Below are 12,069 nucleotides of genomic sequence, written 5' to 3'. Positions count from 1 at the left end.
CAGAGCTCTGTCAGGCTGTGAATGATTATGCTATAGGATTGCGATACAGCTTACAAATCAGGGTGCTCATGCTTGGCCTTGAGCTTGCCCCAGCGGCGCTGAACCTCGCTCTCGAAGCTGCGCAGCGCAGGCTCGTTCTCCGGCTTGAGCAGATGGCGGGTTTTGCCCATCGTTTTCAGCCAGGCGGATACTTCTACGCGCTTGTTCTTATCTTCCGGATTATAAGTAATGTTAGTAACGCCTTGCTCTACCTCGTACAGCGGGAAGAAGCAAGATTCAACCGCCAGGGATACGATGTTAGTCCCTTCCTTGTCCTCACTCATCCAGTTCAGCGGGCAGGCGATCAGAATCTTGCCGTAGACCAGACCTTCATTCTGCGCATACCACTGTGCCTTTGCCGCTTTCTTCAGCAGATCCTGCGGATAAGCCTCACAGCCGGTGAACACATAAGGAATGTTGGTAGCCGCCATAATCTGGGCAGTATCCTTGTGCTGTGTAACCTTACCCTGCTGGGTTTTGCCGATGCTCGAAGTCGAAGTACGGTGACCTAGCGGAGTTGAATAGGACTGCTGGGCTCCGGTATTCATATAGCCTTCGTTATCATACTCGACGATAATCATTTTGTGTCCGCGCAGGGCGGCACCGATTGCAGGCCCCATACCGATATCCATACCGCCGTCGCCGGTAACCATTACGAAGGTAAAGTCCTCTTTCAGACCCAGTCCGTCCAGCTCGCCGCGGCGTTTGCGTTCCCAGAACATCTCTACTACACCGGACAGTGTGGCCGCACCGTTCTGGAACAGGTTGTGAATGAACGTCGATTTATGGGAGGAATACGGATAACCTGTCGTTGTAACCATGGCGCAGCCTGTATGGTACAGCGCAACAATATCCCCTTCAATGCCTCTGAAGAACAGTTCAAGACCGGAGAAAATACCGCAGCCCGGACACGCGCCGTGACCCGGTGACAGACGTCTCGGCTTCTTCATCAGACTGCGTACTGGCGGAACCTTAACGGCCAGCTTGCCGGTTTCTTCATTCTTGGTAACCGTAATCAGGCCGGATTTCAATGCATCGAAATCCATCGGCTTCAGCAGGCGCTTAGGCGCTTTGTCCGGCTCGCCCGGATTGTGGCCGTAGTAATCGAACGGCACTTCCACACGGTCGGCAACAACGGCATCCATAGCCAGCTGGAAGAAGTGATGGCCGTCCTCAGCGTAGAAATCTTTACCGCCCAGGCCGTAAATCCGGCTGATGACCTTGGTTGTTGTATTGCCGTGAGTGAACAGGGCTGCCTTGATTTCATTGACCATGTTACCGCCGTGTCCTCCGACGGAGTCTGCACGGTCGCCGACAGTAATAGCTTTCACGTTCTTCAATGCTTCAGCAATCTGCTTCTGCGGGAACGGGCGGATCATATTCGGTGAAATCGCTCCGGCCTTAATGCCCTGCAGACGCAGCTGGTCAACGACATCCTTGATGATCTCGGATGCCGAGTTCATCAGAAAGACGGCAACATCGGCATCATCCATCCGGTACTGCTCGATCATCTCATAACGGCGGCCGGTCAGCTCAGCAAATTCCTGTGCGATCTCTTCAAACACCTCACCGGCATTATACATTGCTACAGACTGCTGGTAACGGTTGTTAATATAATCCGGCTCATTCATGTAAGGACCGACGGTAACCGGGTTGTTGCGGTCAAGCGTATCTGTAAAGCCTGCCGGCGGCTGTTCGCCTACGAATTTGTGTACATCCTCACGGTGTGCAAAAGCCTGCACACGGCGCTTCTGGTGTGAGGTGAAATATCCGTCGGAAGCAACCATTACCGGAAGACGGACCTTCGCATGTTCTGCCAGCTTCAGTGCCATCAGATTCATGTCGTAGACCGATTGCGGGTCACGGCACATCAGAATCGGCCAGCCGGTATTGAGTGCAAAATACAAATCGGAGTGATCACCGTGAATATTCAGCGGGCCTGAGATCGAACGGCAGACCAGGTTCATAACCATAGGCATACGCGTACCTGCTTGTACAGGCAGCTGCTCCAGCATGAACATGTAGCCCTGTGCGCTGGTTGCGTTAAATACGCGTCCGCCCGCAGTCGAGGCACCGTAACAGATCCCTGCCGAGCTGTGTTCACCGTCTGATGGCACGAGCATAATATCGTGCTGTCCGCTCGCCTTCATTGTATCGAGGAACTGGGCTACCTCAGTCGAAGGCGAGATCGGGAAGTATCCCATAACATGATAATTGATCTGGTGCGCAGCATAAGCTGCCATTTCATTGCCTGATTCATAAAGGAACTTCTGCTCTACCTTGGCAGAGCCTATTTCTTTCTCATAATCAATAGCCATTGTTCATTCCGCCCTTCTTACCGGATTTATAATTGCGAGACCAAATCAAACGTATGATGCACCGTATGGCTGTCCGCATAGCCTTCCTGCTCACGGATGATGGACAGGGCCGAGGTCGGGCAGGCGCCGACGCATTTCAGGCAGCCTTTGCAGTACTGGTAATCGATACCCAGCAGGAACATCTGCGAACGCCCCTTGCGGTCAAGCCGTTCTTCCCAGACAAAGCACTGGTCCGGACAGACGGTATCGCACTGTGCACAGTTGATGCAGGACTCGTTCTCATAAGCCGGAATCATGCCGGAACGGGAAATACTGAGATTCTTTAGAAAGCTGTTGCCGGGATTGACAATCGATCCGCCCATCGGCTGGGTTTCATAACCAAGCGGAGAGATGTCAGAACGAACATATTCAGGCATGCTCTCTCCCTCAGGCAGCTCAAAGTGCATAAACTTCACTTCGTTGTAGCCGCGCTCAAAGGTAGTGATTGCTGATTGCACTGCCTGCGGATATTTCTTGCCGAGCGATTTCTCGATAACGCCCTTCATCGTTTCAGTGTCAAGGAACGGGCAGAGCCGGAACAGCGCGCCGAGCATCGCCATATTCACGCGGTTCTTCTCTTTCAGCGCAATGCTGGTCGCATCAATGACTGCAATCGTTCCGCCCTTCAGCTTCAGCAATTCTCTGAGTTCTTCCGGCGTCCTGGCCGAGTTCACAAGAACGGTGCTGTCCTCACTGATTCCGCTGGTTACGTTGACAGTCTTGGCAAGTGCTTCATGGAATACGCCAACCACATGCGGGCGCTCTACCGGAGAAGTATCACGGATATGCGTATTCAGATCGCAGAACCGGATATGGGCTTTTACAGCTGAACCTTTTTTCTCTGAGCCGTAGGATGAGAAGCTCACGCCGTTCAGTCCCGCGCCGACTACGCCCGCTTCTGCTAGCATCTTACCGGCCAGGTTCGCCCCTAGCCCTCCGATGGATTCCAGCCGGATTTCAAAGAATCCCAGGCTGTTGACTTTTGGTAGTTGTACCACCGACATAACCCCTTTCGAGTGTCAAATAAAACATTCCTTTTGACTTTTTCAATAATTGTAACGTGATAATGATGGTAACGAATGTGACAAATCTTGCATTTCCACGGCTTCGGGAATCACATTAATTTATAGATTTATAGCGATTTCTTTATATGCGACAGCACTGCGTTACCTCGAAAGAAGATAACCTGCCATAGAAATTGCAGAATGTGAAAATTGTGTGTAATTAGCTGTTTTTTAAAGCTCCGTGGATACAAGGGTCTTCTTAATTTAGCAATAAAATTAAAAATTAAGATGTTAAATTCATCACATTTTTCAATTGAGAATGCATATCAATGACATGGGCGTCAATGATTTTTATAGCTTTTGACAGAGAAATTTTCTACAATCCGCAGGTGCCTGAAGTGATGTCCGCGCAATAAAAACAAGGCAAAAAGCCCATCCGGAGATGGGCTGGCCTGCAGTATATCCGTTTCTAGTACGTCCACCAGTTGCCCGACATTACAATCATTGAAAACAGCTTGATGCTGTCTTCATAATAATCCTCCGCCGCGCTGCCGGCTGTATGGCTCCATAGCGAGTTCAGCCAGCTCTGATTAGAAGAAGAAATCATTGCACTGACGCCGAAGGGCGCGTAAAAAGCTCCGCTGTTATAGCTTCCGAATGTTGTACCGTTCAGCTTGTAGCCGTCCTTGATGCTTCCAGGCGAGCTGCTTACCTTTGTCTTGATCCAGCTGTTAAGCTGGGTAAGCTGGCTGATTGCACGGTTATCGCCGGTAGTCAGATAGTCCGTCGCAATCCTCCAAGGTGTCCGGCAGGAATTATAATTGTAATTCCCGTCATTGGTATCCTCCAGGAACCCGGCTGCAGCCGGTTTATAGGCACCTCCCGAATAAATAACGAAATCCGGCAGCAGGCCCGTAGAAGCACTGTAGCCAGTATACAGGCTATTAATAATGGAATAGGTCTTGTCGGTCACATTTCCCCAGCGTGCGTCCCCGGAAGCCGTCTTGAAGGCCTTCAGATGACCCAGCATAAAGTCCGACGGTCTAGTCGCTGTGTTATAAGAGCCGCTGTTGGCCCAGTCGCCCAAACGGATCGTCCACTGCGTCTGATTAATTTCATTATCCATGATGGCTCCAATGATATTGCGGGCAGCGGCCAGATAGTTTACAGTACCAGTGCTGCCCCACTGCCGGTCGGCAAGAAGAAGGGCAAAGGCAATATCCATATCGCCATCCGTTGCGGAATCCTCCCCCTCAATATTCTGAAAGCTGCTGTTCTGCTTCCAGGACATCAGATACGGGTTAATGGAGCTGGGATGAGCGGTGTAATATTGATAGAGTCCATTGAAGTAAGTCTGGGCGTTGGCATCAGATCCCGCCATCAGCACAGTGAAGAGCATCCCGTAGCCATGTGCCTCGGATACGGTTTCCCCGTCCGAATTATATTTCACATAATATTTACCCGTGCCGGCCGGCTTCAGATAAGCAGCCTTCCACTCATTCCACTTTGTCTTAACAGCATTGTCCATACTTGCCTGCGTGACATGGTTCGGCTTAATCGTGCCGCTTGTATAGACGGTATGCTGCGGGAACGGTTTATTGACCGCAGCCAGTGCGGAGCCAGCCGGCAGCATAAACAGCGCCAGACAGAGGATTAGACAGCTTTTCCACCCCAGTGTGTGCTTGGTTGTCTTATTAATAACGCTTCACTCCTTAAAATGGGATCAGTCCTGCGGCCAATGCATACATGCACCGCCCGCATAGCGGACTGGCGAAGCTAACAGCTATGCTGAATCAGCACATTTACTATAATATCCCATTTTATCTCTGTCAACAGAACAAATCCACCCGAAGAGTGGATCTATATAGAGTACTTAAGAACCTAATTTGCTGACTTCTAGCAGCTGCTTAACTTTAATTTGGTCTTACCCACTTAAGGAGTTCATTGTTCTTGGCAGCTGGCAGCTGTATTGAAATAGCAAATATAGGCACATACCCTGGCCAAATGTATGCGAAAAAACGAATACTATGTGGGGGGTATCAGGTCGTTTCTTCCATGTCACCTGGTTCTTCACGTCCACCCCTCCTTTATTTTTCATCGGAGTTATCCACATTTTTTTGCATTGTATAATTTCCTATACAATGCAAAAAGCCGCCCTGCCCGCATAGCCTGATTGCGGAAGGACAGCCTGATTTATTCGCTTTTAAAAGGGTACACCTGCTATTCGTTATCCAGCTGATCCAACTGCATATGCTCGGCGATCAGCTGCTGCTTGCGGTTCCAGACCTGCTCGCTGAGGTTCACCCGGTACACCTCAGGGTTCAGCTTACGCAGGTATTCCGGCCAGAACAGATCGAGCTGCTGCTCATGATAGCGGCGGATCTCTTCAAGCGGGGGCAGGGAATAGACCTGGAAGCCGTTCACAAAAATCGGCTCCAGCATCGGCAGCGCCTCATACTTGTCGACGTTCTTGCGCAGATAAGGATGCAGCGGGTTAAACAGCTTGATCCGCGCGCCGTTGCGCGGGGCAGCCTCATCAGGGAAGTTAATATAGTCGGCCATCGCTTTGCCGTTCGTGCCGACAATGCGGAAGACTTCCTTTTTGCCCGGAGTAGAGACCTTCTCTGGATTGGAGGAGATCTTAATGGTCGGGAACATCTCGCCGCTAGCCGACTCAATCTCTACCAGCTTATACACCCCGCCCAGGGAAGGCTGGTCAGCAGCTGTAATCAGCTGCGTGCCGACGCCCCAGGTATCGATTGCCGCACCCTGCAGCTTCAGGTCCATAATCGTATTCTCATCCAGATCGTTAGAGGCTACAATCTTCACGTAATCCAGCCCCGCTTCATCCAGCATCTTGCGGGCCTGCTGCGACAGATAGGCCAAATCGCCGCTATCCAGCCGGATACCGTTCATTTTTTTGCCCTGGGCCTCCAGCTTCTTGGCCGTATTGATCGCATGCGGCACCCCGCTGCGCAGTGTATCAAAAGTATCCACCAGCAGTGTAACGCCGTCCGGCATTACCTTGGCATATGCGTCGAATGCCTCCTGCTCGCTGCTGAAGCTCTGGACCCAGGAATGGGCATGCGTTCCCTTGGTCGGGATGCCGAACATCCGGCCGGCCAGCATGTTTGAGGTGGCATGGAATCCGCCGATGTAAGCCGCGCGTGCGCCCCACACCGCCGCATCCGCTTCCTGCGCCCTGCGGGTGCCGAACTCCAGCAGGATATCGTTAGGAGCCACCTGCTTGATCCGTGAAGCCTTGGTGGCGATCAGCGTCTGATAGTTCATGAAGTTCAGGATCGCCGTCTCGACAAGCTGAGCCTCCATAATGGTGCCTTCAACCCGGACCAGCGGCTCATCCGGAAAGACAATCGCACCTTCCTTCATCGCATGAATATTACCTTTGAAATGGAACTGCAGCAACTCCTCAAGAAAAGCCGGCGCATAGTTCTCTTCCTGTTCCGACAGGTAGCGGACATCGTCCTCCGTGAAACGGAGGTCACTGATATATTGGGTAATCCGCTCCAGTCCGGCAAATACGGCAAAGCCGTTGCCAAAGGGCAGCTTACGGAAGTAAGCTTCGAATACCGCTTTACGCTTATGGGTGCCGTTGACCCAATGGGCGTACATCATATTAATCTGATACTTGTCTGTATGTAGAGCAAGCTCTCTCCTCAAATCCTCATCTCCTAGACCTGTCTTATTCTGCATCGGCACGTACCACTTGTGCACCCAGGCTTCCCCGGAAATGCCCCAGCGCCCACGTGTGGCCGTCCGGATTAAAGCTGGCCACCGCATCCTCATGCACGATGATTTCAAAGTTTTTGTTATAGGCATCCACCGCCGTATGCAGCACACAGATATCGGTGCAGACGCCGATCAGATGCAGCTCCCTGATGCCCCGCTCACGCAGCTTCAGCTCCAGATCCGTGCCGCAGAAGGCGCTGTAACGTGTTTTGTCCATCCAGCAGATAGATTCACGGTTCTCCTCATAGACAGCCTTCAGACCGCCGTACAGCTCCCGTCCCGGTGTATCCCGCAGGTTGTGGGGCGGAAACAGTCTCATCTCGGGGTGATACGGATCGGCCGCCTCATGCAGGTCCACTGCCATAACCACATAATCCCCGCTCTTTACAAACTGCTCAGTCAATTCGCTCACCCTGGCTGCAATATCAATTCCCGGCTGCCCGACCGGCAGACTGCCGTCAATAAAATCATTGGTGAAATCTATCACGATCAATGCCTTCATTGTACATACCTCCTGGAAAATGGGTAGGTGGTGCATGATGCAGATTCAGTGTGCGCCCTAAGTATAAATAGATAATAACGGCTCATGGTCAGTGAACATATAGAGCTGCGCAGGCCGCTGGGAGTACTGATTCGAGCTGACAGGGTTGCCGGCTTCGTCACGCACTTCTTTTAATATACCCTGCCGGCTGCGGGTTGACGTAATTTTGCGGATAAAATTTGGCTCTTTGAATTCCGGAACTACTGTCTGTATAACCTGATACAGCTCACTCAGCGTAAAATGCCGGGGCAAAAACTGCCGGGCAATCGTCGTCTGCAGCATCTGCTGCTGAATCCGCAGATAAGCATCCGTAATAATATCATGGTGGTCAAAGGCCAGCTCCAGCTCCTCAAGCGCCTCCTGCAGTGTGAACAGCCCGACCTCACCGGCGTCATCCGAGGCTTGTCTCTGCTCAAGCATCCATTCCTCCACCAGCGCAAAAAAAGCATGGCTGATAATCCAGCCGCGCGGATCCCGTCCAGGGGTGCTGTATACGCCGAGGTATTCCAGATGACCGCCGTCAACACCGGTCTCTTCCTTTAATTCACGGGTTGCCGCATCATAGATGGACTCATCCTCCTGGCAGAACCCGCCCGGCAGGGCCCACATGCCGGCACACGGCCATTTCTTGCGCCGGATCAGCATCACCTTCAGCTCACGCAGGGGGAGTGTCTTGGTGACCGTCTTCCGTTCCCGCTTCGTCAAGGTGAACATCACAATGTCAGCCGGAACACCGTCCGGAGTGCGGTATTTTTTGGCGTTATAGGTTTGTTCCACGTTCTCGCTCACTTTAGATCATCCTTTGCCGCTGGCTTTGTTAACCGTTCGTATCTTTTAATGTACCAAACCTGCTCTTCCAAAAGCAACAAATCTGCCACATTTTGATGATAATAAAGGGACGGATCTGCATCCGCCCCTCTAATAACAGGATTTAATCTCCGCAGGTGGACGGCGGCGCATCCGTGCCGGCCTCCACACTGATTTTATCGGAAACAGTGTCCCGGATGACCGAAATCACCATCTGCAGCAGGTAATTGATATCACTCTGGCTCTGCTGGAATTCGTTCACAACCGGAATACCGTCAATCTGATCCTGCAGGTCTTCGATCTCCTGTTCAATCTTTGTTATCATTGCTTTATTGCCGAAGCTTTCAAAGGCGACGATCTCCTTCTGTTTCTTCTTAATAGTAGCAATCAGCCCCTGTACCCGGTCATGATTCTGGATTTTGAGCTCCGCCTGCTGAAAATGCCGCACTTCCTCACTGGTCGAGATCAGTGCTGCAAGCTCCTTTGCTTTGCCCATAATATCTTCTCGCACAATCAGATCACGGGTGTCGAAGCTCTGCATGCCGTATTTATTCACATTCGGACTGTCCTGGCTCACACTCATCGCCCCATTTCACTATAGTTAGAGGACTGCTGCAGCTTCCGCCACATAATCCCCTTTAATATACCAGGTTTTGGTATCTGTAATTCTGACCTGGACAAAGCTGCCGATCAGCTCCTTCGGACCTTCAAAATGAACCAGCTTATTGGCACGGGAACGTCCGGAGAGTACACTTGCGTTATTCTTACTCTCCCCTTCGACCAGCACCTCCACCAGCTCACCGAGCATCCGGTCGTTGCTGACCCGGCTCTGCTCCTTGATAAGATCATTCAGGCGCTTCAGCCGACCGTTCTTGACCGGGGCCGGAACATTATCCTCCATTGCTGCAGCCGGCGTACCCTCACGCGGCGAGTAAATAAAGGTATATGCCATATCATAACCTACTTCACGGACCAGGGACAGCGTCTCTTCAAACTGCTCCTCGGTTTCACCGGGGAAGCCGACAATAATATCCGTGGTCAGCACCGCATCCGGCACACTGGCCTTCAGCTTATAGACCAGCTCCAGATAAGCTTCGCGCGTATATTTACGGCTCATTTTCTTAAGCACAGCTGAGCTTCCCGACTGCACCGGCAGATGGATATGCTCGGTCAGATTGCCGCCCTTGCCCAGTACTTCTATTAATCTATCGTCAAAATCACGCGGATGCGATGTCATAAAACGGATGCGCGGAATATCGATCTTACGCATATCGTCCATCAGATCCCCGAATGTATAGTCCATATCTGTAAAATCCTTGCCGTATGCGTTCACATTCTGCCCGAGCAGCGTCACTTCCTTGAAGCCCAGACGGGCCAGCTCGCGCACTTCCGTGATAACATCCTCCGGACGGCGGCTGCGCTCTTTGCCGCGGGTGAACGGGACGATACAGTAAGTACAGAACTTGTCGCAGCCGTACATGATGTTAACCCAGGCGCGCATGCCCTCCCGCTTCTTGGGAAGATTCTCAATGATGTCGCCTTCCTTGGACCACACCTCAACAACAAGCTCCTTGCTGAACAGCGATTCCTTGATGATCTGCGGCAGGCGGTGAATATTATGTGTACCAAAAATCATATCCACGAAGCCGTGCTTCGCCATGATCCGGTTCACGACGCCTTCCTCCTGGGACATACAGCCGCAGACGCCCAGCAGCAGGCCCGGCTTCTCCAGCTTCAGCGTTTTGAGGTGGCCCAGCTCACCAAATACTTTATCTTCGGCATTTTCACGGATTGCACAGGTGTTAAGCAGAATAATATCCGCCTCGTTCCGGTCTTCCACCGGCTGATAGCCCATTTCCTCCAGCATACCCTTCATCGTCTCGGTGTCATGCTCATTCATCTGGCAGCCGTAGGTGGCTATAAAATAGTACTGCTGCTTAAGGCTGTTCATTTCACGGAATTGCTCCATAATACGGATCGTTTCAGCATCCTCAAAGTTAATGACCTCGATCTCCTGCTTGCCCCGGCGCTTGCCTTCCTTGTAATCCGGGTTGGAGTTGATCTGTACGGTACGGCCCTTGATTCTGTAAGTGGTTTTGCCCTCTTCTTCACTGATGACTTTGGCATCAGAAAAATCAAAATACTTAGAGTAATCCTTCGAACCGCCCTGGCCGGATTTTAAGTCCGGTGAGTTATTCCCCATTGTCATGTTTTCACGTCCTTTATGAATGAAAGCTTCAGTAGTCAAATCGGTTAATTGTATTATCGCCAATAAAAAATTATAGCATAAATAATGGAGGCTAATCCATCTGCGGGCGGCAGGCTCACTCCTGCCTGCTTCCGAAGCTAAACCCGTAATATAAATAAGCCTCCTGCCGGAGTCAGCAGAAAGGCTCTGAGTTATATATAGTATATGGAACATCATTTCGGGCGGCGGATGTACATTCGTAAATAAACCATTTCAAGCTTAGACTTTTTGACACAGATAAAAAACATCTTCATTTCCGCAAATCATCTCCCTATGAATATAGCTTTACTACAGTCTACCAGCGTACCGTTACAGTAACGTTACACTTTTCTACATAAAACCGCATATTATGATAAAATAACAGACTATATTGCCAGAGAGATTAAGAAAATACATAGATTATACGGTTAGACAGAGGGGTACCGAAATGAAGCACATGCTCGAGAACGGTTTACACCTGCATTATGAATATCAACAGGCCAGGCAGGCACATGAAAATACCCGGACGCTTGTACTGATTCACGGTATGGGCTTCGATCACACCTGCTGGGACCGGATCATCCCTTATATGGAGGATGAGTTTCATCTGCTCAGATATGATTTTCGCGGACACGGGCTTAGCGGGACAGACAGCATTGATCCGGCTAGGCTGGCCATCAGCTACGTCGGGCACTTGAACAGTCTGGTGCGTCAGCTCAGCATTGAGGATTTTCATATCGTCTCCCATGGCGCCGGCTGCATCATCGGCCTGTACTACACTAAAGCGTATCCGTCTCATGTCCGCAGCAATGTACTGCTGTCCCTGCCGCTGTTTAATTCTAACAGCACGGCTAACAAGTATGCGGATTACCGTAAAAATCTGATGAGCCATCAGTCAATGCGCGCTTTGGCCGATCATGTTATCCCCAATGCCACCCTGTTTCAGCCGGGATCTCCGGAATTCGCCAGACTGTATGCTGCGTTCAGCAAGGTAACCATCGGCCATTATATCGAACTGCTTGATTTCTTTGCCGGTGCGCATGCGGAAATAATGGAGATGTTCAGGAAAACCACCGGACCGCTGCTGCTGCTGACAGGCGAACGTGACCCGATGTATCCCCCGTACCTGTCCGGACTGATTGCTTCCGCAAATCCGGATTGCCGGTACACAACCATCTATAATGCATCCAATATGCTGTTCTATGACCAGCCTGAGGATACGTATAAGCAGATCAAGGTGTTTTTAGATGCTGAGACAGCGGGTTACCGCACGCCTCTTGATCCTTATCTGCTGGATCTGCATGCTGACTTTATCGGACTGGTCAATCAGGCTGTACAGCCTGA

Annotated in this window: 9 protein-coding genes; 1 reads left to right on the top strand and 8 read right to left on the bottom strand. The window is 51.1% G+C overall.

Going from position 1 to position 12,069, the window contains the following annotated elements; translation table 11 throughout:
• Positions 1-50: 50 nt before the first annotated feature.
• The 8 genes from BN3772_RS30110 to miaB all read right to left on the bottom strand — a co-directional run bounded on the left by BN3772_RS30110 (position 51) and on the right by miaB (position 10,707).
• Positions 51-2,357: a thiamine pyrophosphate-dependent enzyme gene (locus BN3772_RS30110; protein WP_042204460.1), complete on the bottom strand. Its 2,307-nt coding sequence runs from the start codon at positions 2,355-2,357 to the stop codon at positions 51-53.
• A gap of 26 nt (positions 2,358-2,383) precedes the next feature.
• Positions 2,384-3,394 carry a 2-oxoacid:acceptor oxidoreductase family protein gene (locus tag BN3772_RS30105; RefSeq protein ID WP_042204457.1) on the bottom strand — a complete coding sequence of 337 codons (1,011 nt, stop codon included), beginning with the start codon at positions 3,392-3,394 and terminating at the stop codon, positions 2,384-2,386.
• A gap of 475 nt (positions 3,395-3,869) precedes the next feature.
• Positions 3,870-5,033 (bottom strand): family 8 glycosyl hydrolase, encoded by a 1,164-nt coding sequence (locus BN3772_RS30100; protein ID WP_086074833.1) that lies wholly within the window; start codon positions 5,031-5,033, stop codon positions 3,870-3,872.
• A 587-nt stretch (positions 5,034-5,620) separates the two neighbouring features.
• Positions 5,621-7,081 (bottom strand): nicotinate phosphoribosyltransferase, encoded by a 1,461-nt coding sequence (locus BN3772_RS30095; RefSeq protein ID WP_280114406.1) that lies wholly within the window; start codon positions 7,079-7,081, stop codon positions 5,621-5,623.
• A gap of 22 nt (positions 7,082-7,103) precedes the next feature.
• On the bottom strand, positions 7,104-7,652 hold the full coding sequence (locus BN3772_RS30090) for a cysteine hydrolase family protein (protein WP_042204451.1): 549 nt from the start codon (positions 7,650-7,652) through the stop codon (positions 7,104-7,106).
• A 57-nt stretch (positions 7,653-7,709) separates the two neighbouring features.
• On the bottom strand, positions 7,710-8,480 hold the full coding sequence (locus BN3772_RS30085; protein WP_042177372.1) for an NUDIX domain-containing protein: 771 nt from the start codon (positions 8,478-8,480) through the stop codon (positions 7,710-7,712).
• A 142-nt stretch (positions 8,481-8,622) separates the two neighbouring features.
• Positions 8,623-9,081 (bottom strand): YlbF/YmcA family competence regulator, encoded by a 459-nt coding sequence (locus BN3772_RS30080; protein ID WP_042204449.1) that lies wholly within the window; start codon positions 9,079-9,081, stop codon positions 8,623-8,625.
• An 18-nt stretch (positions 9,082-9,099) separates the two neighbouring features.
• Positions 9,100-10,707, bottom strand: coding sequence for a tRNA (N6-isopentenyl adenosine(37)-C2)-methylthiotransferase MiaB (gene miaB / locus BN3772_RS30075; protein ID WP_086074832.1), 1,608 nt, complete (start codon positions 10,705-10,707; stop codon positions 9,100-9,102).
• 466 nt (positions 10,708-11,173) lie between these two features.
• Between miaB and BN3772_RS30070 the strand changes: the two genes are divergently transcribed.
• A partial coding sequence (locus BN3772_RS30070) for an alpha/beta fold hydrolase (protein WP_042204447.1) occupies positions 11,174-12,069 on the top strand: 896 nt, incomplete at its 3' end.

The sequence above is a fragment of the Paenibacillus camerounensis genome (genome assembly GCF_000723885.1).
Lineage (GTDB): Bacteria > Bacillota > Bacilli > Paenibacillales > Paenibacillaceae > Paenibacillus_AQ > Paenibacillus_AQ camerounensis.
Note: the sequence above shows the minus strand (reverse complement) of the source record. Positions and strands in the feature narration are given on the sequence as shown.

Bases quoted from the DNA above. Each gene is read 5' to 3' on its own strand.
- BN3772_RS30110 (WP_042204460.1), bottom strand. From the start codon at position 2,357: ATGGCTATTGATTATGAGAAAGAAATAGGCTCTGCCAAGGTAGAGCAG.
- BN3772_RS30100 (WP_086074833.1), bottom strand. From the start codon at position 5,033: ATGCTGCCGGCTGGCTCCGCACTGGCTGCGGTCAATAAACCGTTCCCG.
- BN3772_RS30090 (WP_042204451.1), bottom strand. From the start codon at position 7,652: ATGAAGGCATTGATCGTGATAGATTTCACCAATGATTTTATTGACGGC.
- BN3772_RS30080 (WP_042204449.1), bottom strand. From the start codon at position 9,081: ATGAGTGTGAGCCAGGACAGTCCGAATGTGAATAAATACGGCATGCAG.
- miaB (WP_086074832.1), bottom strand. From the start codon at position 10,707: ATGACAATGGGGAATAACTCACCGGACTTAAAATCCGGCCAGGGCGGT.